Origin of the sequence: Kribbella steppae (assembly GCF_004342025.1) — a bacterium.
GTDB lineage: Bacteria > Actinomycetota > Actinomycetes > Propionibacteriales > Kribbellaceae > Kribbella > Kribbella steppae.
In genome coordinates this window covers 86,158-107,728 of record NZ_SLWN01000008.1, presented here as the reverse complement: position 1 = coordinate 107,728, position 21,571 = coordinate 86,158, and the positions used below count along the sequence as shown (strand labels likewise).

The 21,571-nt window shown below is 68.7% G+C and carries 24 protein-coding genes; 16 read left to right on the top strand and 8 right to left on the bottom strand.

What is annotated here, in order from left to right; all coding sequences use genetic code 11:
* Positions 1-78: 78 nt before the first annotated feature.
* Together EV652_RS23770 and EV652_RS23765 are read left to right on the top strand one after the other, a co-directional pair.
* The gene (locus tag EV652_RS23770) at positions 79-558 is read left to right on the top strand and encodes a GNAT family N-acetyltransferase (RefSeq protein ID WP_132211421.1); all 480 of its coding nucleotides are present in this window, start codon (positions 79-81) and stop codon (positions 556-558) included.
* Positions 559-678: 120 nt separating this feature from the next.
* Complete coding sequence (locus EV652_RS23765) at positions 679-1,476, top strand: DUF3152 domain-containing protein (RefSeq protein WP_242001954.1); 798 nt, start codon at positions 679-681, stop codon at positions 1,474-1,476.
* On the opposite strand, the gene EV652_RS23760 is transcribed toward EV652_RS23765, so the two are convergent.
* Both EV652_RS23760 and EV652_RS23755 read right to left on the bottom strand, forming a co-directional pair.
* On the bottom strand, positions 1,467-1,832 hold the full coding sequence (locus EV652_RS23760) for a VOC family protein (protein ID WP_132211420.1): 366 nt from the start codon (positions 1,830-1,832) through the stop codon (positions 1,467-1,469). The two genes, EV652_RS23765 and EV652_RS23760, sit on opposite strands and share 10 nt — an antisense overlap.
* A gap of 109 nt (positions 1,833-1,941) precedes the next feature.
* Positions 1,942-2,523, bottom strand: a complete 582-nt coding sequence (locus tag EV652_RS23755) for a winged helix DNA-binding protein (protein ID WP_132211419.1) — start codon at positions 2,521-2,523, stop codon at positions 1,942-1,944.
* 116 nt (positions 2,524-2,639) lie between these two features.
* Between EV652_RS23755 and EV652_RS23750 the strand changes: the two genes are divergently transcribed.
* A complete protein-coding gene (locus tag EV652_RS23750) occupies positions 2,640-3,407 on the top strand; it encodes an SDR family NAD(P)-dependent oxidoreductase (protein ID WP_132211418.1) in 768 nt (255 codons plus the stop codon).
* A gap of 199 nt (positions 3,408-3,606) precedes the next feature.
* On the top strand, positions 3,607-3,837 hold the full coding sequence (locus EV652_RS23745; RefSeq protein ID WP_012924486.1) for a hypothetical protein: 231 nt from the start codon (positions 3,607-3,609) through the stop codon (positions 3,835-3,837).
* A gap of 227 nt (positions 3,838-4,064) precedes the next feature.
* On the opposite strand, the gene EV652_RS23740 is transcribed toward EV652_RS23745, so the two are convergent.
* Positions 4,065-4,430 (bottom strand): VOC family protein, encoded by a 366-nt coding sequence (locus tag EV652_RS23740; RefSeq protein ID WP_132211417.1) that lies wholly within the window; start codon positions 4,428-4,430, stop codon positions 4,065-4,067.
* Positions 4,431-4,487: 57 nt separating this feature from the next.
* A complete protein-coding gene (locus tag EV652_RS23735; protein ID WP_132211416.1) occupies positions 4,488-7,142 on the bottom strand; it encodes an alpha/beta fold hydrolase in 2,655 nt (884 codons plus the stop codon).
* 59 nt (positions 7,143-7,201) lie between these two features.
* Here EV652_RS23735 and EV652_RS23730 point away from each other — a divergent pair, with 59 nt between their 5' ends.
* From EV652_RS23730 to EV652_RS23705, 6 genes are read left to right on the top strand one after another with little or no spacing between them, the layout of a single operon-like run.
* Positions 7,202-7,858 (top strand): DUF998 domain-containing protein, encoded by a 657-nt coding sequence (locus EV652_RS23730; RefSeq protein ID WP_132211415.1) that lies wholly within the window; start codon positions 7,202-7,204, stop codon positions 7,856-7,858.
* Positions 7,842-8,291, top strand: a complete 450-nt coding sequence (locus tag EV652_RS23725) for a YdeI/OmpD-associated family protein (RefSeq protein ID WP_132211414.1) — start codon at positions 7,842-7,844, stop codon at positions 8,289-8,291. The genes EV652_RS23730 and EV652_RS23725 overlap by 17 nt, the downstream gene beginning before the upstream one ends.
* Positions 8,291-8,647, top strand: a complete 357-nt coding sequence (locus EV652_RS23720) for a YciI family protein (RefSeq protein ID WP_132211413.1) — start codon at positions 8,291-8,293, stop codon at positions 8,645-8,647. Before EV652_RS23725 ends, EV652_RS23720 begins: the two co-directional genes overlap by 1 nt.
* An 18-nt stretch (positions 8,648-8,665) precedes the next feature.
* On the top strand, positions 8,666-9,625 hold the full coding sequence (locus tag EV652_RS23715; RefSeq protein WP_132211412.1) for a GNAT family N-acetyltransferase: 960 nt from the start codon (positions 8,666-8,668) through the stop codon (positions 9,623-9,625).
* 60 nt (positions 9,626-9,685) lie between these two features.
* Positions 9,686-10,318, top strand: coding sequence for a nucleotidyltransferase domain-containing protein (locus EV652_RS23710; RefSeq protein WP_132211411.1), 633 nt, complete (start codon positions 9,686-9,688; stop codon positions 10,316-10,318).
* A complete protein-coding gene (locus EV652_RS23705) occupies positions 10,315-10,734 on the top strand; it encodes a hypothetical protein (protein WP_132211410.1) in 420 nt (139 codons plus the stop codon). Before EV652_RS23710 ends, EV652_RS23705 begins: the two co-directional genes overlap by 4 nt.
* A 42-nt stretch (positions 10,735-10,776) precedes the next feature.
* On the opposite strand, the gene EV652_RS23700 is transcribed toward EV652_RS23705, so the two are convergent.
* Both EV652_RS23700 and EV652_RS23695 read right to left on the bottom strand, forming a co-directional pair.
* The gene (locus EV652_RS23700) at positions 10,777-11,292 is read right to left on the bottom strand and encodes a M23 family metallopeptidase (protein WP_199238370.1); all 516 of its coding nucleotides are present in this window, start codon (positions 11,290-11,292) and stop codon (positions 10,777-10,779) included.
* A 212-nt stretch (positions 11,293-11,504) separates the two neighbouring features.
* Positions 11,505-12,173: an excalibur calcium-binding domain-containing protein gene (locus EV652_RS23695; protein ID WP_132211409.1), complete on the bottom strand. Its 669-nt coding sequence runs from the start codon at positions 12,171-12,173 to the stop codon at positions 11,505-11,507.
* Between the two features lie 131 nt (positions 12,174-12,304).
* On the opposite strand from EV652_RS23695, the gene EV652_RS23690 reads away from it, so the two are divergent.
* Positions 12,305-14,056, top strand: coding sequence for a histidinol-phosphatase (locus tag EV652_RS23690; protein WP_132211408.1), 1,752 nt, complete (start codon positions 12,305-12,307; stop codon positions 14,054-14,056).
* Between the two features lie 7 nt (positions 14,057-14,063).
* Positions 14,064-14,636: a hypothetical protein gene (locus tag EV652_RS23685; RefSeq protein WP_132211407.1), complete on the top strand. Its 573-nt coding sequence runs from the start codon at positions 14,064-14,066 to the stop codon at positions 14,634-14,636.
* Here the strand turns inward: EV652_RS23685 and EV652_RS23680 are convergent.
* Positions 14,633-16,879, bottom strand: coding sequence for a HelD family protein (locus EV652_RS23680; protein ID WP_199238369.1), 2,247 nt, complete (start codon positions 16,877-16,879; stop codon positions 14,633-14,635). The two genes, EV652_RS23685 and EV652_RS23680, sit on opposite strands and share 4 nt — an antisense overlap.
* A gap of 157 nt (positions 16,880-17,036) precedes the next feature.
* Between EV652_RS23680 and EV652_RS23675 the strand changes: the two genes are divergently transcribed.
* Genes EV652_RS23675 through EV652_RS23665 form a run of 3 tightly spaced genes read left to right on the top strand, consistent with a single transcriptional unit; the run spans position 17,037 to position 19,746 of the window.
* On the top strand, positions 17,037-18,134 hold the full coding sequence (locus EV652_RS23675; RefSeq protein WP_132211405.1) for a M4 family metallopeptidase: 1,098 nt from the start codon (positions 17,037-17,039) through the stop codon (positions 18,132-18,134).
* 34 nt (positions 18,135-18,168) lie between these two features.
* On the top strand, positions 18,169-18,696 hold the full coding sequence (locus EV652_RS23670; protein WP_132211404.1) for an NADPH-dependent FMN reductase: 528 nt from the start codon (positions 18,169-18,171) through the stop codon (positions 18,694-18,696).
* A gap of 30 nt (positions 18,697-18,726) precedes the next feature.
* Positions 18,727-19,746 carry an LLM class flavin-dependent oxidoreductase gene (locus tag EV652_RS23665; RefSeq protein ID WP_242001953.1) on the top strand — a complete coding sequence of 340 codons (1,020 nt, stop codon included), beginning with the start codon at positions 18,727-18,729 and terminating at the stop codon, positions 19,744-19,746.
* Here the strand turns inward: EV652_RS23665 and EV652_RS23660 are convergent.
* The gene (locus tag EV652_RS23660) at positions 19,733-20,251 is read right to left on the bottom strand and encodes an Lrp/AsnC family transcriptional regulator (protein WP_132211403.1); all 519 of its coding nucleotides are present in this window, start codon (positions 20,249-20,251) and stop codon (positions 19,733-19,735) included. The genes EV652_RS23665 and EV652_RS23660 overlap by 14 nt on opposite strands.
* 163 nt (positions 20,252-20,414) lie before the next feature.
* Between EV652_RS23660 and EV652_RS23655 the strand changes: the two genes are divergently transcribed.
* Complete coding sequence (locus EV652_RS23655; RefSeq protein WP_132211402.1) at positions 20,415-21,569, top strand: trans-sulfuration enzyme family protein; 1,155 nt, start codon at positions 20,415-20,417, stop codon at positions 21,567-21,569.
* Positions 21,570-21,571: the final 2 nt, after the last annotated feature.

Here is a 21,571-nt window from a genome sequence, read left to right as displayed (position 1 = left end):
CCCGGTGCGCGTCCACTTGTTCGATTCACTGACCGGACAAAAAGTTCGGTAGTGATTTCCGGCTGGCAGGATGTGGTGGTGACCGACATTCAGGTACGGCGGGCCAAGCCGGACGACGCCGAGGCGCTGGTCCGGCTCCGGGGACTCATGCTCGCGGCGATGGGCGCCGACATCGGCGGACCGGACGCTCCGTGGCGTGAGGTCGCGCGGCAGTGGTTCGCCGGGCAACTCGCATCGCCGGAGACGTTCGCGGCGTACGTCGTCGACGACCCAGCCGTCGGCGTGGTCGCGGGCGCGGCCGGCAACGTGTACGTCCACCCGCCGGGCCCGAAGGACATCACCACGCTGCGCGGCCACCTGTACAACGTCAGCACCGAGCCCGACTTCCGTCGCCGTGGTCTGGCCCGGGCCTGCGTGGTCGCGCTGATGGACTGGTTCCGTGACGAGACCGCCGTCGGTCAGATCGAACTGCACGCCACTCCGGACGGTATCGACCTCTACCGAGCGCTCGGATTCATCGAGGCGAGCCACCCCACGCTGCGTCTGCATCTGGCCTGACCCACCAGGTCCACGTGAGTGGAGAAGGGTAAGTGGGCACACGGGCAAGAAGTGGGTGAGGATGCGCCCAGAGGGGCGCTGTGAGGAGCTCACCAGATGCGCCGTTGGAGTGTTGTCAGGATGACCGGGTTGGCGATCGCCGTCGTGGTCGCGATCGGTGCGTTGTACCAGCTACCGGCCAGCCCGTTCGCGCGCCACGGCTACCCCGACCGCCCGGCCCCATCCACGAAGGCAGTTGCGGCCGACCAAGGCGTCCAGCGGCCCGTCAAACCCGTCGAGCCCGCCGACCGGTCCGCGTCGAGGCCCGTGCGACCCCAGCCGGCGATCACCTACCCGGCCCGCGGCACCGTCTCGTACGCCGTCCTGCCCGGGGATTCCGCGGTCATCGGCCGCTCCGGCCGCCTGATCACGTTCCAGATCGCGATCGAGGGCGGCATCAACGGCATCGACCGGACCGCCTTGGCGGAGTTCGTCCGGGCGACGTACAGCGCACCGCAGGGCTGGGCGTCCGGCGGGCTGTGGCGCTTCCAGCAGGTCGGTCCGGGGCAGGACGCCGACTTCAAGCTGATGCTGGTGACGCCGGCGACGCGCGACATCATCTGCGGCGGCGGGTACGACCGCTACACCAGTTGCCGGATCGGCGATCGCGTCGTCCTCAACATCGCGCGCTGGGTGCACGGGATACCGAACCACGGTGCATCGTTGGCGGCGTACCGGCAGTACATGATCAACCACGAGACCGGCCACCGGCTCGGCCGCGCCCACGAGCTGTGCCCGGGTCCCGGCCAGCCGGCGCCGGTCATGCAGCAGCAGACGCTCGGCCTGCACGGCTGTACGCCGTACTCCTGGCCCTACGTCAACGGCGTCCGCTACAATGGTCGCCTAGGTCAGTACGACGACCCGATCCCTCACTCCTGAATGATCGACAGGGTGTTCCCCGCCGGGTCCTTGAACCAGGCGATCGCTGGTCCTTCGGTGCGGTAGACCCCGAGCTCGTCGTGGTCGTCGAAGTACCGCTCGAACGTGATCCCCCGGCCGGCCAGTTCGCGGGCCGACGCGTCGATGTCGGTGACCGGGAAGTTCAGCACGGTGTGCTCGGCCGGCACGTGGTTCGGCTTCGGGTAGATCATCACCGGGTTGCCGCCGGCAACGTTCACCCGGAGCAACTCGTTCTCCTCCCTCACGTCGAGCCCGAGCGTGTCGCCGTAGAACTCCTTCGCCACCCCGAGATCGTCGACGGAGAACGAACTGAAGGCCTTGGTGTCCTTGAACATGACATACCTCCCTCGATCGGATTCTGACACCGGTACGTCGAGGCAGGAATGGATGGTTCGACACGGTGACGCGCCGCGCAGAGGTGGTCGCGCGGCGCGCCGATGCGGGTCAGTTGTGCAGAGCGGTCTGGGGGAAGGACTGGGTGACGGTCTCGGTGACGGCGGCGGACTCGAGGCCGTCGGCGACGGTGTGCAGCAGCCGGACCAGGTGAGCGGCGTCGGTCGGGCCGAGAATGCCGGTGACGACGTCGAGCACGCGGACGGTCAGACCGTCCAGCTGCGACAGGCGGGCCTGCCCCAGTGAGGTGACGACCAGGCGTGGGCTGGTCCGGACCATGCCGAGCCCCTCCAACTCGGCGATCGCGAGCTCGGCCTCGCCTGTCGTCGTACCGACCTGGTCGGCGACCTCCGCGGCGGTGGTCCGGCCGTTCGCGATCGCGCTCAGCGTCAGCGCCGCCGGCATCTTCATCCCGACCGCGTCCTGCAGGCCGAGGACGAGTGGATGGGCGTGGCCGCGGACGCGTTCGACCGCGTCCAGCAGGCGGAGCGCGTCGCCGACGTCGCTGATCAGCTGCTCGGTCTGAACGGCGGCGAGGCCGGTGGGTTGGACCCGATCGGGTGCTTGCACGACCCCGTTGGTCACCCGTTCGGGCACCGCCAAGGACTTCGTTCCAGCGTCTTCGATGGTCACGTAATCCAGCGTACGGAGTCCCGCCGACAGCCCGGCGTGTCGTTCCTGAGGAAACGCTGTGAATTGGTAATCGAACACAACCTCGAAGCGATGAACGATCGTCTACGCTCCGGATCATGCGACTGACCGGGAAACGAGCGCTGGTGATCGGCGGAGGTGGCGCCGGGATCGGACGGGCTGTCACCGACGCCTTCGGGGTCGAGGGAGCGGTGGTGGTGGCGGATATCGACGCTGCCCGGGCCGAAGAGGCGGTGGCCGGCCTGCAGGAGCGAGGTGCCACGGCGTACCCGGTGAGCGGCGACGTCCGCTCGCGGGACGACGTCGAGGCGATGGTCGCCGGGGCGGTGGAGAAGTTGGGCGGACTCGACGTCCTGGTCACCGTGGTCGGCGGGCAGGTCGCCTTCGTTCCAGCAGTCAAGCTGCACGAGATGGCCGACGAGGATTGGGACACCATCTACGAGGTCAATCTCCGCTACGTGATGCGCGCGGTCCGCGCGGCGCTCCGCGTCTTCCTCGACCAGGATGGCGGCGGCACGATCGTCAGTGTCGGTTCGGTGACCGGCTTCATGGCCGCGCCGCAGCAGGCGGCGTACGGGGTGATGAAAGCCGGCCTGCTCAGTCTGGCCCGGACCGTGTCCGCCGAGTACGCCGCCGACGGGATCCGGATGAACGTCGCGGCGGGCGGTGCGATCGCGACGGCGGTGGCAAACACGGCCCCTGACGCCGGCGGTGAGTGGGTCGGCGAGATCCCGGTGGGCCGGCTCGGCCGGTCGGAGGAGGTGGCCGAGGCGGTCGTCTACCTCGCCTCGGACGTTTCGGCGTACATCTGCGGCCAGCAGATCGTCCTGGACGGCGGCGTCTCGACCCGCGGCCCCTTCAGCTGAATTTCCGTATTCGAACAAAAGCTCGAAGAATTCGGTTCTGGATGGTCTCGAAAAAGTTGCCCGAATCGCGATCGGCGCGTGACTTAGGGTCTGCGTCCTCCGTTGGATCTGACGTGACGGTGAACACACGGCGCACCGACACCGCGCTCGCTCCGCGCTTCCAGGCCGACCACCCTTTGAGCAACAGCCAGGAGGAAAAGTGACAACCGCCACCGCCACCCAGACGTCTGAGCGCCGACGCGTCCGAGTCTGGTTCGGTGAGCACGTGATCGCCGACTACAACGCCGAGCCGGCGTTGGCCGAGCGGTACGCACACGCCATGAGCCGTCGGTTCGCAGGCCTCCGGGTCACCAACGACCCGATGCCTGCCGTCGACCGGCTCCCCGACCCCCTGCCCGGCGAGCGCATGTGGGACGTAGCACCCCGCTGAGAAGCAACCGGTACCTTTCGCGTTCCGTATCTCACCAGACAACCCACCCGGAAACGTGACCGGTCGAGAACCTCACCTCGATCACCAAAGGTGCCGTTGGCGGCAAGCGGGCGTTGGCGCTCTGCTCCCCGCTTGCCGCCCATCTCCCCTGAATGCGCCTGATTGCACGAACTGAACAGAAGACCCCGTCCGCACCGGTTCCCCAAGGCCGGTGCGGACGTTTCTGTTCAGAGGCCGGCGTAGTACTCCGGCTTCATCTGGATGAGTTGGACATAGTTGCCGTCCGGGTCGACCAGGGTGGCGAACCAGCCGACCCCGCGGTCCTCCGGGTGCACCAGCCACTCGACGTCGAGGGTGCGCAGGTGCGCGGCCGCCGCCTCGATGTCGTCGACGGCGAAGTTCACCACGAACCGGCCGGGTTCCGCGGTCTTCGCGGCGACGTCGTCACGCTGTTCGATCACCAGGCCGAAGCCGCCGAGGTTCAGATTGCCGTAGCCGTCGACCTCCGCGTGGAAGCCGTCGCGGTACCAGGATTTCAACCGCTCCGGGTCGGTGCTGCCGAGCAACATACTGTTCAGAACGGGCTGTCCCATGCGTACGTCCTTCGTCCGGAGAGCTGCCGATCAGCTCACACATCCGGTACGTCGGAACTACTCGGGCCGGCTCGACATGGTCTCGGCGACGAAGGCCTCGACGATCGGACCGAGGACATCGGGCTCGACGTCGTGCGGGTGACCGTCCATGGTCAGCCGGCGGCCGTCCGGGAGCAGATCGGCGACCACCTGCGCGGTGTTGCGACGCCAGTCCCGGCTCTCGCCGCCGTCGATCACCAGCGTGGGCACGGTGATCGCGGTCGCCCAATGGTCCGGAATGGTGAAGTCGCCCATCACGATGACGTCGTACGCCAAGGTCGGTGCCAGTGCCTCCAGGTCCTTCCACAGTGGGGCGGACCGCATCGGTGCGAGGACCTCGGCCGGCATCTCGACCGCCTGGACCAGGAACAGTTCGGTCGCGTCGCCGTACCGGTCCTGTTCGACCAACTCCTGCAGCCGATCCGCGAAGTCGGCCGCGAGCCGCGGCCGGGTGTCGTCGATGATGAACGGCGGCTCGATCAGCAGCAGCCCGAGGATCGGTACGCCGTACACAGCCGCCTCGGCCGCGAGCACCGCGCCGGACGAGACACCCAACGCGTACGCCGAACCACCGACCGCGTCCACGACCGCGGCCAGGTCCTCGAACTCCCGCTCGACCGCCCACGGCAGCACCTCGCCGCTGTCTCCGCGACCGCGCCGGTCGTAGGTCACCACGGTGAACTGCCCGGCCAGCCGCTTCGCCAGCGGGATGAACGTCCGCCGGTCGTTCAGCGCGCCGCCGACGAGGACGATCGCCGGACCGCCATCGCCGTAGCTCTCGAGCACGATCGGCGTGCCGTCGGCCGAGGTCACGGTCGTTGTCCGAGGCAACATTGTCGGCGGTCCGGAGCTGCGCGGAAGCGCGTCGCCGTACAAGCCACCGAGGTAGGCGAACAGCTCGCTGTGCCCGTAGAGCCGAGGCTCGGTGTGCCGCGCCAACCCTTCGAAGTACCGCTCGTACCGTCGCCGGGTCGTCTCCAGCTCGCCCGCTTCCTCCAGTCGCTGCAGGCAGAACGCGCGCACTGTCTCCAACAGGCGATACCGCGACCCGGACGTCCCGTCCACGCGTACGACGAGCGACCGATCGACCAACCGGCTCAGCAACTCCGCGACATCAGCCACCGGTACGTCGTCGCCGGCACACACAGCCTCGGCCGCGGCCAGCGTGCAGCCGCCGGGATGTGGAGCGAGCCGGCGCAGCACCGCGCGTTCCGGTTCGCCGAGAAGATCCCAACTCCACTCGACCATGGCCGACAACGTCTGCTGCCGATCGGGCAGACCGCGCTGGCGATAACGATCGTCGAAGCGGTCGACCAGGTCGCGGACGTCCATCGCCGCCACCCGGCTCGCGGCCAGCTCCAGTGCGAGCGGAAGCCCGTCGAGCCGACGGCACAACGCAACCACCGCTGCGGTGTTGTGCGCAGTGAGGCTGAAGCGCGGATCCGCCGCTGACGCGCGCGCAACGAAGAGCTGAACGGCCGGACTCGCGGCTGCGTCGGCCTCAGCTGCCGGTAGATCCAGAGGAGGCACCGGCCAACGGTGTTCGCCGGCGACCGCGAGTGGTTCTCGGCTCGTGGCGAGGATCCGCAGGCCCGGCGACTCGCGCAACAACCGGGCAGCCACCTCCGCGGCTGCCTCGATCACGTGCTCACAGTTGTCGAGGACCAGCAGCCCGGTCGTTGCATCGAGCAATGCCGATACCTCGTCCGCGCCGGCCCCAGCGCCCAGCGCGGCGAGCTCGACCAGCCAGGCCTCGTCGCCTGTACGACGAGCGGCCGCAAGCGCGAGGCTCGTCTTGCCGACACCGCCCGCTCCGGTCAACGTCACCAGTCGCGCCGACGCCAGCCTTTCGACCACCTCATCTACAGCGGCGTCCCGGCCGATCAACTCGATCTCGGCCGGCAGATTGGTCCTCTCGGGCTCCCTGGCTGCCGGTGCCTCGGTGAGGACCTCATGCTGCAGCGCGACTAGGTCCGGACCGGGATCGAGCCCGAGCTCATCGGCCAGCCGATGCCGCAGGTCGGCGTAGCTCTCCAACGCCTCAGCCTGCCGGCCCGCTTGATGCAGCGCCCTCATCTGTACGGCGCGCAGCCGCTGCCGCAACGGATTCCGGGCCACGAGCTCGGCCAGCTCGGCCACGAGTTCGTCGTACTCACCGAGCACCAACCGCGCCTCGGCGTACGCCTCCTGCACGGCCAGGCGCTCCTCATCGAGCCGGTCGATGGTCGCCCGGGCGAACGCGTCCTGCGCGACATCGGCGTACGCCGGACCACGCCAGAGCGTGAGGGCGTCGGCCAGTGTCGCGGCGCGCATGCGCGCGTTGCCGGTCTGCCGGGCCCGGGCGGCGAGTGCTCGGAACCGACCGGAGTCGACGGCCTCCGCGGCAACGGTGATGAGGTAGCCGGCGGGCGTCGTCTGAACGAGCTCGCGTGCACCCGGCTCGGCCTCGTCGAGCGCCTTGCGCAGCTGGGAGACCCGGGTTTGGAGCGTCGCAGTCGGATTGACCGGCAACTCGTCGCCCCACAGATCGTCGATGATCGTGGCCGCGGCGACCGGCCGGCCCGCGTGCAGCAGAAGATCGGCCAGCAGCGCCCGCACCTTGCGATCCGGGATCCGCACCGCTTGGCCGTCGTCGGTCCACGCGGTGACCGGCCCCAGCACGCCAAATCGCATGCGGCTCAGCCTAGAACTTCCAAAGTCTTTCTGAAGGAGTCCGACCGAGGCTGTTCAGCATGACAACCACAACGAAGCAATCGGCACCACCGCTCCTGCTCGCCGGCGCACTCGCCGGCCCGCTCTACGTCGGCATCGGCACGCTCGAAGCGATCGTTCGCGACGGCTTCGACATCCGCAAGCACTCCCTGAGCCTGCTCGCGAACGGCACCGGCGGCTGGATCCACTCCACGATGATGGTCGTCACCGGCCTGCTCACCGTCATCGGCGTACTCGGCCTGCGGCGGGCGGGACTCCGATCCCGGTGGGCGATCGGCGGTCTCGTCGCGTACGGCGCCGGCGTCGCCGCGGCTGGTCTGATGCGAGCCGATCCTGCCCTCGGCTTCCCGCCCGGTACGCCGGACGCGATGCCGGAGACCATCAGCTGGCACGGGGTCGGGCACGTGATCGCCGGGTTCCTCGGCTTCATCGGCCTGATCGTCGCCTGCTTCGTGCTGAGCCGGTGGTTCGGGCGACGGGGCTCGACCGGCTGGTCGCGGTTCTCGCTGGTGACCGGTGTCGTCTACCTCCTCGGCCTCGTCGGCCTCGGCGCCGGCAGCGGCACCGCCGCCGTCAATCTCGGATTCACCGTCGCTGTCATCCTGGGCTGGACCTGGATCACCCTGCTGATGCTGCGCGCTCGCGCGGAGGGAGTCTCTGATGAAGTTCAAGGCTGAGCTCGAGTCCAGTGGCAAGAACACGGCTGGGTTCGAGGTTCCCGCCGAGATCGTCGACGGGCTCGGCGGCGGTGGACACCCGAAGGTCAGCGTGACGGTGAACGGGTACACCTTTCGCACCTCGATCGCCCGGATGGGTGGGCGCTTCATGCTCGGCGTCAGCGCGGAACGTCGTACCGCTGCCGGGGTCTCGGCCGGAGACGTGCTGGACGTCGACGTCGAACTCGACACGGCTCCGCGTGAGGTCGACGTACCCGAGGAGTTGGCCGCGGCGCTCGCGGCGGATGCCAAGGCGAAGGAGTTCTGGGACACGCTGAGCTACAGCAAGCAGCAGTGGCACACGCTGCAGGTGACGTCGGCGAAGACCGAGGAGACCCGGGACCGGCGGGTCGAGAAGTCGATCGGGATGTTGCGCGAAGGGCGGGCACGGTAATGCGATTCATCGCCGTACTGCGCACCTCCGAGTCTCACGGCTTCCCGCCGCCCGCGCTGCACGAAGGCATCGCCGCCCTCGGCGCGGAGGCCGCCCGAAGCGGTGTCCTCGTCGACACGGCCGGCCTGCTCCCGATCGCGACCGCCACCCGCGTCGGTGTGTCCGCCGGCCGCCTCACCATCACCGACGGCCCCTTCGACGACCCGGCCCCACTCGGCGCCTACGCCGTGTACGACGTCGCCACCCGCGACGAGGTCGTCCACTGGACCAAGCGCTTCATGGACCTGCACCGCCGCACCTGGCCCGGCTGGGAAGGCGAATCCGAAATCCGCCAAATCTTCGGCCCCGAATCCTGACCACCTACCGTTGCGCCCATGGCGGTGAACACGGGACCTCTGCGGCCTTCGCAGACGGCGGCCGCGGTGGAGTTGGCCAACGCGATCGCCGCCGCGGAACAGAGCGGCGAGTACGTCGACCTCGCCGACCTCACCGCCGTCCTCGGTGCACCAGGACTCGACCCGGCCGTGGACTCGCTGGCCGTCTGGCTCGACGACAGGCTGGTCGGCTACGGTCTCGTCCCTTCGCCGGACGTCATTGATGGTCGGACGATCGTCAAGGTGAAGGGCGGTATCCATCCTGACGCGCGCCGCCGGGGTCTTGGTGGTCCGCTGCTCGACTGGCAACTCCGTCGAGGTCGGGAACGAGCCGACGTGATTGATGTCGAGGTCCAAGCCGTCAACGCGGGCGGCATCGCCCTGCTGGGGACTCGCGGCTTCCGGCCGGTGCGGTACTTCAGCGTGATGCAGCGGTCGCTGAGCGACCCGGTCGCTGCGGTGCCGCTTCCGGATGGTTTGACGGCGATCCTGTTCGATCCGCAGTACGACGAGGCACTGCGGCTGGCCCACAACGAGATCTTCCGGGACCACTGGGGCGTGACGACGAAGGACGAGGACGACTGGAGAACGTGGTTCACCGGGAACCGTGCGTTCCGGGCAGCCTCGTCGTACCTCGTCCTCGACGGTGACCGGATCGCGGCGTACGCGCTGGCGTACGAGCACCCGGTCGACACCGAGAAGACCGGCATACGCGAGGTGTGGATCGGCCAGGTCGGCGCCCGGCGGGAGTACCGCGGTCGCGGCGTGGCGCGCGCCGCGATGAGCGCCGTACTGCGAGCTGGTCAGACGAACGGCTATCAGCGAGCTGGTCTCGGCGTAGACGCAGACAACCCGACCGGCGCCTCCCGCCTCTACGAGTCACTCGGCTTCTCATCCGTGTCGACCAAGATCCTGCAGCGAGCCGCGCGCGAACTGACGCCCTTCGCCCAGGAGGAATAGCAAGTAAAGTTGCGATGCTGATACTATAGTTGTGATATAGAAGCTATAGTTGGGATTCTGATGGATCTGTCACGGCCGATCAGCACCGTTGTCCCGTCGCTCGACGGCCCGGTCCTGGCCGTGCTGGCTCGGACCACTGAGCCGCTCACCGGCCGGCGGGTCCAGCAGTTGGCCGGAGTGGGCAGCGAGCCTGGCGTGCGGAAGGTGCTGCAGCGGTTGACGTCGACCGGCTTGGTCGGCGCGTCACAGGCCGGCGCAAGTATTTTGTACACGCTCAACAGGCAGCACCTCGCCGCCGCCGCGGTAGAGCAGTTGACCACCATGCGGCAACGACTGGTCGATCGGATCCGCGCTGCTATCGACGACTGGGCGATCGTGCCGGTACACGCGAGCCTGTTCGGCTCGGTCGCTCGTGGCGATGGAGGACTCGACAGTGATATCGACATCCTCTTGATTCACCGGGATTTCCCTGGCTCACCGCCTGCCGAGTGGGCGGACCTGGTCGGTGACCTCGCCGACCAGGTGTTCCGCTGGACTGGGAACCATGCACAGCTGTACGAGCTCAGCCTTTCGCAGTTGGACGAGCACCTCGCTGCCGAAGAGCCGATCGTCCAGGAGTGGTACCGCGATGCCGTCACGGTGGCCGGCGTCGAGTTCCGTCACCTCCGGAGCGCGCGCAGGACCGCCCGATGACGCCGCGAGCTCTAGGCCGGACCCAGCCGTGCGGTCGGGAGCAGGCGCGAGTCCGTATCACCCAAGCCCGTGCATTTCTCGAGGTCGCCGCGCTCGTCGAAGGCGAGGAGGACGACCTCGCGCATCCTGGTGTGGCGGCCTCCCTGGCCGTCCTGGCCGGAATTGCTGCGGCCGACGCTGCCTGCTGCGTCGCCCTGGGGGAGCGTTCACGAGGCAAGGACCACCGGCAGGCGGTCGAACTGGTTCGGAAGCTCGCCGGCGACGGCAACGCAATGGCAAGGGCATTGGACCGGCTGCTGGACATCAAGGACGGCGCGCACTACGGCATGGTGTACGTCGGATCGCAGAAAGCCAAAGCCGCGGTCAAACAGGCGCAGGTCCTGGTGGACGGTGCCGAAACCGTGCTCAGGAGTTGAGCGGCTCTTGTGACCCACTGACGTTCGAAGTTTGGGCGGTCGTTAGCAATAAGAGCGGCAGCCGTGGTCGGTGCCGTAGGTGCGGCGGGCTTTGGCGACTGCGGGGACAGGTGAGAGTTGCTGTTCGTGCCGCCACGCGTTCAGGTACGCCTGCGGCGATACCGACCCGCGGCGGATCCACCACTTGCCTGCCGGGGTCGGCCAGCTGATGCCGAAATGGAGATGAGACGGCGTGACGCGGGCGCTGCCGGTGTTCCCGATCGACCCGAGCACCTGTCCGGCCCGAACGCGCAGTCCCGGCCTGACTCCGTTGCCGATCGCCGACAAGTGCGAGCCGTAGTACCGCACCCCATCAACCCCGACCACCGAGACCGACAGCCCGCCACGATCCCGTCCGACATTGGTCTTCGGGGCCCAACTGTCCACCCGAATCACCTCGTCCACCCGACCGTCCACCGGAGAGACGAAGCTGCATCCCTTGTCCGCGAAGATGTCCGACGCCGGATAGTCATGATGACTCTGCGACGCGGACGCCTTGCAACCGCGGATCGGAAACACGTACACAGTCCTTGCCGTCGGCGACACGGTGGACGGACTTGGCGTCCTGGACGGTTCAGTCGTGACGGTGGCAGTTCTGGTAGCTGGCGACGTACTCATGACCGGCGCGTCCGACTCAGTCTTGTCGAACGTGCCGGCCGACGAGAGTGCGATCAGACCACCGACTGTGACCACAGCCGCAACTGCGAGGAACACCGCCAGGACAGACCGCCTCACGAGAACCAGAAGGCATTCACGGTCGCGGTCGAGTACACCGTCTCGCAGGGGATACCGTTGTTGTCGGCATCCATCCGGGCCGGCAGGTTGTAGTACCACCAGTAGGCAACGGCTTCTCCGTACGTCGCTCCGCGAGCAGCCAGATCGCGACAGAACAGCCCCGCCGCCAGTGGCGTGGTGCCCGAGATCTCACGCCCGTGCCAGTAGAGCGCGACATCGCTGCGCGAATAGACGGTCTCGCACGGGATTCCGTTGCGATCGGCATCCATCTGGTTCGTCTGACCGTGCAGTCGCCAGTAGTCGATCGCCGCCACGTAGCTGAATCCCTTGGCCTTGAGATCCCGGCAGAACAGCCCAGCCGGCAGCGCCCGGACGTCACCGACAGCCTTCGGTGCCGTGGCGGTGCCCTTGACCGACGGCGCGACCGTCACCGTCTTCACCGGCGCCGGAGCCGTCGCCGGAGCCGAAGCTGTGGCCGGCGCTGCGGTCGGTGTGTTGGCCGCACGGTCGGCCGGATCAGTCCGGTTGAGCAGCACGACCAGCCAGGTGAGCAGGACGAGCAAGACCCCGACCGCGACTCCGGCCAGGGCCGCCAGGGTCGCGTTGCCGCGATCCGATCCGGTGAGCTTGCGATGGTTTGTGACAGAGCGTAGTTCTCCATTCATGGTTTCCCCCCGCGCCCATTGAAGCGTCGTCGCTCTGCGTTGTCCATGGGTGGCGTTCACCGGGACAACATCTGGTGGTCATGGAAAAGGGTGATGATCGCGGCGGATTCCGCCATCCGAGAGGACACACGATGGGCCACACCCACGGCCACGGGCATGACCACGGCCATGACCACGCGCACGGGCACGATCATCACCACCCGAACACCGAGCTGGACGCGGCCACCTTGGCCGCGTTGGACGAGTCGGTGCCGGACAGCGATCTCTCGCCGAGTGAGGTGTCCCGGCGGGCGCTGCTGCGGTCGGCCGGCATCCTCGGCGGTACGGCGGCTCTGGCGGCCACCGGAGCCCAGGTCGCCGCGGCCACGACCCCAGCGACCGCCGCCGCCAAGGACGGCTGGATCTTCCGGCCGGGCAACCGCCCGAACGTCTGGCTGGCCGGCGACCACCACATCCACACGCAGCTGAGCTCCGACGGCATGTACCGGGTGATCGACCAGGCTCGGCATGCGGCGGCGTTCGGGCTGGACTGGCTGGTCATCACCGACCACGGTGGCGCGACGCACGCCCGGATCGGTGTCGACCTGGTCAACCCACAGATCAAGGCGGCCCGCTCGGAGCTGCGCAACACGCTGATCTTCCAGGGGCTGGAGTGGAACATCCCGGCCGCCGAGCACGGCACGGTCTTCGTTGCGCCGGGCAGCCGTGAGGTCGACGTACTCAAGCAGTTCGAGAACAGCTACGACGGCAGCGTGAAGGGCGCCGGGGCGAACACGCCCGTCAACGAGGCGCTCGCGGTGTCCGGCATCCAGTGGCTCGGTCAGCAGGTGGACCAGCGCCGGGTCGCGGACGCGCTGTTCCTGGCCAACCACCCGGCGCGCAACGGCATCGACAGCCCGCACGAGATCCGCAGCTGGCGTGACGCCGACCCGCGGATCGCGGTCGGTTTCGAGGGGGCACCGGGTCACCAGGCGGCCGGCCTACCGCAGGGGATCGGCGGTGCGAGCGCCCGCGGCTTCTACGGCAACTCGCCGAACGCGAACTCCTTCCCCGGCTACCCGGCCGAGAGCTACCGGACCTGGGGCGGCTTCGACTGGATGACGGCGACCGTCGGCGGCCTCTGGGACAGCCTGCTCGCCGAGGGCAAGCCGTGGTGGATCAGCGCCAACTCTGACTCGCACGTGAACTGGAACGAGACCGCCCGCCGCCCCGACGGGTCGAGCCAGGCGCAGTTCGACCGCGACGGCCGCTACATGGACCCGGTCTACGGCAACACGCTCAACTCCACCGCGGGCGACTTCTGGCCCGGCTTCTACAGCCGCACGCACGTCGGCGCAGACCGGCGCGACTACCTCGCGGTGATGGAGGGCCTGCGCAACGGTCGCGTCTGGGTCGACCACGGCGCGCTGGTCAAGGGTGTCGAGGTCGAGGTCCGTGAGGTCGGCAAGCGGTACGGCGAACCACTCGGCGGCGCCCTCATCACCCGCAAGGGCCGCGCGCTCGAGCTCGTCGTACGGATCACCGCACAGACGATGCCGAACTGGGCGAACTTCGTGCCCACCCTCAATCGCGTCGACGTCATCCAGGGCGCGGTGACGGGACCGGTCGCGGACCGCGACACGTTCACGACCCCGAACACGAAGGTCGTCCGGCAGTGGGACACCTCGGGTCGCCGCGGCACGTTCGAGCTGGTGTACCCGCTGGGCAAGGCGGAGGCGCCGTTCTACGTCCGCGTCCGCGGCACCGACGGGAACCGCAGCCAGCCCGGGTACCTGGGCGCCTCGATCGACCCGGTCGGCCCGCAGCTCGACGTGGTCGGCGACGCGGACCCGTGGGTCGACCTGTGGTTCTACACGAACCCGATCTGGGTGCTCCCGAAGTAAGCCGACCATGATCATCGCGATCGATGCGGACAGCCGGGACACGGCCGAGGCCGATCACCTGCTGTACGACCTGTTCGACGTCGTGGACCAGCCGGTCGTCGCCTGCACCCACATGGTGTCAGGCGGCGACCGCCCGCACGTCGCCGTCTCGCTCATGAGTGCGGCGGATCTGGCCGACGACATCCGCGACCACTTCGCAGACCACACCGTCGGCCTCGCGATCACCCGCCCGGGCGCATCCGAGCCCGAACTCGCCGGCCCGAGCCACCTCGTCCGCGGTGCGTACGTCGCCGCCGTCGAAGCAGCCCTGGGTACGGCGGGACGCGCGGTCCGCTGGCCTGGACACGAACAGGCCCACGGCGTCCTGCCCGCAGCAGAACTCCGCACCCGCTGCGGAATCGACCAGCTCGAAGCCGTCGGTGGCCTCGCCGTCACCGACGACTCACTGATCGACACGCGAGACTTCCTCCGACCGCTCCGCCGCGGCAGCCGTCTGGTCCTCCAGGTCCAGCCCGCCGCCGGCAACGTGCTGGTCCCGTTCGAGCTCCAACATCAACAGAAGTGCTGCGCGGACCACTAACGCCGGTCGTCCCACGCAACGGAGGACCGCAGTACGTCGGGAAGCGGACCGACCACCCCGAGTCGTTGAGTACACCGGGTCAAAGCGACGTACAGATCGCGGAGACCGCGGGGGGACTCGATCAGGATCCCGTCGGGGTCGACGACCAGGACTGAGTCGAACTCGAGACCCTTGGCGCCGGCGGCGTTCAGCACCGTGACGTCACTCAGGTGAGCCACAGCCTCCTGCACCAGCTCCAGGCGGCTGCGTGACGTGATGACGCCGACCTGCCCGTGCTGCATCTCCTCCGCAGCGACCTTCTGGACGTACGCCGCCTGATCGGCAGCCCCGATGTCCGCGTGCCAAGGCTTCACCCCGGTCGACCGAACCGAGCGCGGTGCCTTCGCCCGTGGGTCGACCTCGCGGAGTACGTCGCCGGCGAGCTCCATCACCTCGGCCGGTGTGCGGTAGTTGAGCGTCAGCTCGGCTAACCGCCACCGATCGCCGAAGGTGGAGCCCAGCGCGCCGTCCCAGCTCGTCCCGCCACCGACTGCACCGGTCTGCGCCACATCCCCGACCACAGTCATCGAACGCAGCGGGCACCGCCGCGCGATCGCACGCCACGCCATCGGGGTCAGCTCCTGCGCCTCGTCAACGATCACGTGCCCATAGGTCCACCGGCGATCCACTGCGGCCCGGTCCGCCAGCGTCCGATCGTCCTCGGCCTGGTACCGCTCCGCGAGCATCTCGGCATCGAGAAGGTCCTTTGCGGTCAGGACTTCCGACTCGTCGTCCTCGTCGAAGTCCGTCGACGCCGAGCCGGTCAACACGTCCAGCGAGCCCTGGGCATACGCGATCGCCCGCGCCCGCGCCGCCTTCTCCCGCGCCGCCTCACGACCGTCGTCACCGAGCAACTCGGCCGCTTCGTCGAGCAGCGGTACGTCGGACGGGCTCCAGTCATCGCCGTACCGCAGCAGGTGTTCGCGATCGAGGACGCTCAACTGCGGCGCGGCCAGGGCCAGCCGGTCCTCGTCGCCGTACAGATCCTCGAGGAGTTTCTGCGGACTGAGCAGCGGCCAGAGTTGGTCGAGCAGAGCCTGGACGGCCGGCTCGGCGAGGACCTCCTTACGCAGTTCCGCGAGGTCGTACTCGTCGAGCAGGTTCTCGCCGCCGAGCGGGTCGGCGCCGATGATGTCGGCGTACTGGTTCGTCAGGAAATCGACGATCTCGGTCAGGAAGAACGGCCGGGCCTGGTTGTGGGTGAGCTGCCGGCGCCTCGCCCGCTCGCGTGCGTCGACACAGATCTCACGGTCGACGCGGAGCACGGTCTGTTCGACGGTGACGTGGAGCGAGCGGTCGGGGACCCACTGCCGGTCGGCGACCGCCTTGGCGATCACCTCGGCCATCACCGCACGGCCCTTCACCTCAGCGCTCTCCGCGTCCTCCGGCCGGGTCGCGGTCAGGCCCGGGAACAGCTCGGCGACGGTGACGAGCCGGACACCGTCCTCACCGAGTGACGGCAGCACCTCACCGATGAACCGCAGGAACGCCGGATTCGGCCCGACGACCAGAATTCCGCGCTTTTCCAGCTGTTCACGGTGCGTATAAAGCAAATAGGCGGCGCGGTGCAGTGCGATCGCGGTCTTACCGGTCCCCGGGCCGCCCTGGACGACCAGGATTCCGGGCAGGTCCGCGCGGATGATCCGGTCCTGGTCGGCCTGGATCGTCTGCACGATCGACTCCATCCGGCCGGTCCGGCGCGCGTCGAGCGCCTTCAGCAGGACGGCCTGGCCCATCACGCCGGTGCCGGGCTTGGACGCGTCCGGCGCGTCCCGCTCCAGGTCGAGCTGCTCGTCCTGGACATCGATCACCTTGCGCAACCGGCTCTGGATGTGGCGACGCCGAACCACACCCTCGTTGGCGACCGCGGTCGCGATGTAGAACGGGCGAGCCGCGGGCGCGCGCCAGTCGACCAGCAACGGTTCGTAGTCGGCGTCGTGCAGTCCGATCCGGCCGAGGTGCAGGGTCTCGCCGTCGGCAGCGTCCAGGCGGCCGAAGTACAGACCTTCCTCGGCGGAGTTGAGCCGGGCCAACCGGACGTTAAGCTCGCGGATCCGGCCGTCGCGCTGGTGCAGGGCCTGAGCGTTGCGGGTCTGGACCTGCTGCTCGTCCTGCTTGCGGGCCTCGGCGCGCTCGCGCTCGGCGTCGAGCGCGGCGTAGAAAGTCGTCAGGTGAAGCTGCTCAGCCTGGACCGGATTCGGCAATTCAAACCCCTTGTGATAAAATGTGCCGCGTTGGTTCCCAGAGACCATTTCTGCATTTCCTCTGGTGGCAGCCACAAATCGTTGAGTTTATCCCCATCCCCAGTTTTTCTGAACTGCGTCCTGTTATCCGGACGACCCGATTGGGCAGGCTGTCCGCATGGCCTTCCACTCCATCGTCCCGCCGTACCTGCTCGAGCACCTCGAGCAGACCGTGGACGACCCGAGCCTGCGAGCGCGGTTTCGCCAGTCGCTGCAGCACGACGCCGTACTGCGAACCCGCCCGGCCGCGGGGCTTGCCAGGGCGACCGAAGCCGGTGGACTGCAGCGAGCCGTGTACGACGCCGAGAACAGGACCGCACTGCCCGGTCGTCCGGCGCGTGCCGAGGGTGAGGACGCCGTCCAGGACGAGGCGGTGAATCAGGCGTACGACGGAACCGGCGCGACCTGGACCATGTTCAGCGAGTGCTTCGGTCGTGACTCGATCGACGGTGCGGGCCTGATCCTGACGTCGTCGGTGCACTACGACCGCGGCTACGCGAACGCGTTCTGGGACGGCGCGCAGATGGTGTTCGGCGACGGTGACGGCGAGATCTTCGGCCCGCTCACCGGTGCGAGCGACGTGACCGGACACGAGTTGGCCCACGGCGTCACGCAGTACACCGCGAACCTTGCCTACGAAGGCCAGTCGGGTGCACTGAACGAGAGCCTCGCCGACGTGTTCGGCTCGCTCGCCAAACAGCACCACCTCGGCCAGAGCACCGCCGAGGCCGACTGGCTGATCGGCGCCGGCCTGTTCCGCCCCGGCGTCCAGGGCGTCGCGCTGCGCTCGATGAAGGAGCCGGGGACGGCGTACGACGACCCGCGGCTCGGCCGTGATCCGCAACCGGCCCACATGGACGGCTACATCGAGACCGAGGACGACAACGGCGGCGTCCACCTCAACTCGGGCATCCCGAATCGCGCCTTCTACCTGGCCGCGGCCGAGCTCGGCGGCAATGCGTACGACGAACCGGGCCGGATCTGGTATGCGACCCTCACCTCCGGCACCCTCTCCGGAACTGCCACCTTCACCGACTTCGCTAATGCCACCCAGACAGCGGCGAGCGACCTCTTCGGCCCCGACTCGACCCAACTCGCCGCCGTCACCAAGGCCTGGCAGACCGTCGGCGTCCTGGCGACCGCGAATGGCGATCTGCTGCGCGCGGCCAAGTCCGAGCTCGAACCCTCCAGTCCACCGCCGCCGATCGACGCTTGACCTCAAGTCGAGTTGAGGTAATAGCGTCCTCCGCGTGACCGTTCATCCGCTGCGGCTGGCCTTGCTCACCCGCAACGTCGACGCCGGTCGCTTCGGCACTCTGGTCACCCACTGGTTCGCTCGTGAGGTCGAGCGGTCCGACGACTTCAAACTCGATCTGATCGATCTGAGCGCCGTACCGCTGAATGCTCTCCCGGCCCGGATCGACGAGGCCGACGCCGCGGTGATCGTCACGGCCGAGTACAACCACGCCTACCCGGGCGACCTCAAGACCGCGATCGATGCGGTACGGCGGCCCTGGTACGGAAAGCCGATCGGCTTCGTCGTGTACGGCGGCCGATCCGGCGGACTGCGTGCCGCCGAGCAACTCCGGTTGGTCTTCGGCGAGCTCCACGCGGTCACGATCCGCGACACCCTCGGCTTCCATGAGACCGACTTCACGGTGGACGGTGAGCCGACCGATCCGACGACCCCGGCCGCCGCGTCCGCACTCCTCGGCCAACTCGCCTGGTGGGCCCGGCCACTACGTGACGCCCGCACCCAAACGACATACCCGGAATAGCCTGCGGTCGGTCGCGGTTGCTGGTTGGACGTGAGCGCTGAAGCGATGCCCCTGTCCGTGCTCGACCTCTCGCCGGTGCCGACGGGCTCGCGTCCGTCCCAGGCGCTGCACGAGACGCTCGAACTGGCCCGGACCGCCGAGGCTGCCGGGTACCACCGCTACTGGCTGGCGGAGCATCACAACATCCCGAGCGTGGTCAGCTCGAGTCCCGAGGTGATGATCGCGGCCGTTGCCGCCGCCACCTCGAGCATCCGCATCGGCTCCGGCGGCATCATGCTGCCGAACCACTCACCGCTGAAGGTCGCCGAGACGTTCCGCGTGCTGGCCGGTCTGCACCCCGACCGCATCGACCTCGGCATCGGTCGCGCACCCGGCACCGACCAGCGGACCGCGCTCGCTCTGCGCCGCAGCCGTGAGGCACTCGGTGCCGACGACTTCCCCGAGCAGTACGCCGAGCTCCGCGCATACGCCGAAGGCTTCCCGGCCGGCCACCCGTTCGCGCCGATCTCTGCCCAACCGGACGACGTACCGCTGCCGCCGGTCTGGATCCTCGGTTCCAGCACGTACGGCGGTCAGGCCGCAGCCGCACTGGGGACGGGTTTCGCGTACGCCGGTCACTTCGGAACGCTGGACCCGGCGGGCGTGATCGCGTCGTACCGGGAGAACTTCCAGCCGTCGGACCACCAGTCGGAGCCGCACGTCATCCTCGCGCTGGCCGCGATCATCGGCGACACCGAGGAACGTGCGCAGGAGTTGGCCCAGGCCAACGCCCTCTCCATGCTTCGCCTCCGCTCCGGCCGCCCCGGCCCACTTCCGTCACCTGAGGAAGCGGCCGCCTACCCCTGGAGTGACGCCGAACGCGCCGCCGTCGAAGAGTGGTCCGGCCTGGTGTCCGTCGGCACCGCCGACCAGGTAGTCGCCGACCTGTCCCACCGAGCCAAAGCCGCGGACGCCGACGAACTGATCATCACCACCAACATCCACAACCCCACCGAACGCCGCCACTCCTTCACCCAGCTGGCAGCCACCTGGGGTCTCAACCCTCGCTAGCCGGCCCGCCGCGGACGTGTTCGAAGATCAGGCTCGTCTCTGCATGGACGACCGCCGGGTCGGCGGTCAGGTGATCCAGCACGAACTCTCGCAGCGCGTCCGGCGACGCCGCTGACACATGCAGCAAGTAGTCGTTGGCGCCGCTGACGTGGAAGAGCGACAACACCCCAGGTAGCCCCGGCACCTTGGTCCGGAAGCGGTTGATCTCGTCGCGCGAGTGCGCCCCGATCCGCACCGCCACCAGCGCCTGCAACGGTTGCCCCAGCGCGCCCAGGTCCACATCGGCGTGGAAGCCCTTGATCACGCCGCGGTCCCGCAGCGACCGGACCCGCATCAGGCACGTCGACGGGGCGATCCCGGTCGCCTCCGCGAGCGCGTTGTTCGGCATCCGGCCATCGGCCGTCAGCAGCCGGACCAGCTCCCGATCGACCTCGTCGAGCCCGCCGGCCGGTGTGCCCGGCGCTGCCCGCGGAGCCGGTCCAGGCGTCCGACGATCCTTCGGCATGACACCACTGTAGATCTCCTCCACAGAATCCACAGCATGTGGATGAGCCTGTGGATGAATTTTCTTCGGAACTATTGCGGTCAATCCGCAGAACATTCCATCCTCGTCGCCGAGCAGCCATGAGCAGGCATAAGCAGCCCCGTGTGGCCCCGAGGAGGCAGGCATGACCCAGCTCGACACCCGGTCGGTGCACGCCGGACGCGACGACCTGACCGCGCTCGGCGTGCACGTCCCGCCGATCGACCTGTCCACCACCTACCCGCTGCCCGGTGTGGCCGCCGGTGGGACGTCGTACGACGAACTGACCCAGGGCAATGGCCCAGACGGCGGCAGCCTCGTCTACCAGCGCTTGTGGAACCCGACTGTCGCCCGGTTCGAGGACGCCCTCGCGGAGCTCGAGCTCACGGACGGCGCGGTCGCGTTCGGCTCCGGTATGGCCGCGCTCACCGCCTGCCTGCTCGCCACCGTCGCCGCCGGCCGCCCCCACGTGGTCGCCGTACGGCCCCTGTACGGAGGCTCGGACCACCTGTTGTCCACAGGCCTCCTGGGGACGACGGTCAGCTGGGCGAAGGCAACCGAGGTCGCGACGGCGATCCGGCCGGAGACCGGGCTGGTGATCGTGGAGACGCCGGCCAACCCGACCGTGCAACTGGTGGACATCGCGGCGGTGGCTCGGCAGGCAAGTGACGTACCGGTGCTTGTGGACAACACGTTCGCGACGCCGGTCCTGCAGCAGCCGGCTCGTCACGGGGCGAGCCTGGTGCTGCACTCGGCAACCAAGTACCTCGGCGGCCACGGCGACGTCATGGGCGGCGTCGTCGCGGCCGGCGTGGAATGGATCGCCCGGCTCCGCCAGATCCGGGCTGTGACTGGTGGCCTGCTGCACCCGTTGGCGGCGTACGAACTGCACAGGGGACTGCAGACGCTGCCGGTGCGAGTGCGGGCGCAGCAGGCGACCGCAATGAAGGTGGCGGACTGGCTGAGTGCCCAGCCCGCTGTGGAGGCCGTCTACTACCCAGGTCTGTCAGATCCGCAGGAGCTGATCGGCCGCCAGCAGGCCGGACCGGGCGCGGTACTCGCTTTCACCGTCGCCGGCGGGCACGACGCCGCCGCCCGGGTCGCCGGTGGGCTGAAGCTCGTCACGCACGCGGTGTCGCTCGGCGGTGTGGACACCCTGATCCAGCACCCCGCCGCACTCACTCACCGCCTGGTCGCGCCCGAAGCCAAGCCCGTCGCCGGTCTACTCCGCCTCAGTCTCGGCCTGGAAGACCCCGAAGACCTCACCGCAGACCTGGCCCAGGCCCTCGCCACGCTCTGACC

Bases quoted from the DNA above. Each gene is read 5' to 3' on its own strand.
- EV652_RS23705 (WP_132211410.1), top strand. From the start codon at position 10,315: ATGACGCCGCGAGCTCTAGGCCGGACCCAGCCGTGCGGTCGGGAGCAG.
- EV652_RS23760 (WP_132211420.1), bottom strand. From the start codon at position 1,832: ATGTTCAAGGACACCAAGGCCTTCAGTTCGTTCTCCGTCGACGATCTC.
- EV652_RS23725 (WP_132211414.1), top strand. From the start codon at position 7,842: ATGAAGTTCAAGGCTGAGCTCGAGTCCAGTGGCAAGAACACGGCTGGG.
- EV652_RS23750 (WP_132211418.1), top strand. From the start codon at position 2,640: ATGCGACTGACCGGGAAACGAGCGCTGGTGATCGGCGGAGGTGGCGCC.
- EV652_RS23710 (WP_132211411.1), top strand. From the start codon at position 9,686: ATGGATCTGTCACGGCCGATCAGCACCGTTGTCCCGTCGCTCGACGGC.
- EV652_RS23720 (WP_132211413.1), top strand. From the start codon at position 8,291: ATGCGATTCATCGCCGTACTGCGCACCTCCGAGTCTCACGGCTTCCCG.
- EV652_RS23715 (WP_132211412.1), top strand. From the start codon at position 8,666: ATGGCGGTGAACACGGGACCTCTGCGGCCTTCGCAGACGGCGGCCGCG.
- EV652_RS23765 (WP_242001954.1), top strand. From the start codon at position 679: ATGACCGGGTTGGCGATCGCCGTCGTGGTCGCGATCGGTGCGTTGTAC.
- EV652_RS23735 (WP_132211416.1), bottom strand. From the start codon at position 7,142: ATGCGATTTGGCGTGCTGGGGCCGGTCACCGCGTGGACCGACGACGGC.
- EV652_RS23695 (WP_132211409.1), bottom strand. From the start codon at position 12,173: ATGAATGGAGAACTACGCTCTGTCACAAACCATCGCAAGCTCACCGGA.
- EV652_RS23685 (WP_132211407.1), top strand. From the start codon at position 14,064: ATGATCATCGCGATCGATGCGGACAGCCGGGACACGGCCGAGGCCGAT.
- EV652_RS23675 (WP_132211405.1), top strand. From the start codon at position 17,037: ATGGCCTTCCACTCCATCGTCCCGCCGTACCTGCTCGAGCACCTCGAG.
- EV652_RS23730 (WP_132211415.1), top strand. From the start codon at position 7,202: ATGACAACCACAACGAAGCAATCGGCACCACCGCTCCTGCTCGCCGGC.
- EV652_RS23740 (WP_132211417.1), bottom strand. From the start codon at position 4,430: ATGGGACAGCCCGTTCTGAACAGTATGTTGCTCGGCAGCACCGACCCG.
- EV652_RS23660 (WP_132211403.1), bottom strand. From the start codon at position 20,251: ATGCCGAAGGATCGTCGGACGCCTGGACCGGCTCCGCGGGCAGCGCCG.
- EV652_RS23690 (WP_132211408.1), top strand. From the start codon at position 12,305: ATGGGCCACACCCACGGCCACGGGCATGACCACGGCCATGACCACGCG.
- EV652_RS23655 (WP_132211402.1), top strand. From the start codon at position 20,415: ATGACCCAGCTCGACACCCGGTCGGTGCACGCCGGACGCGACGACCTG.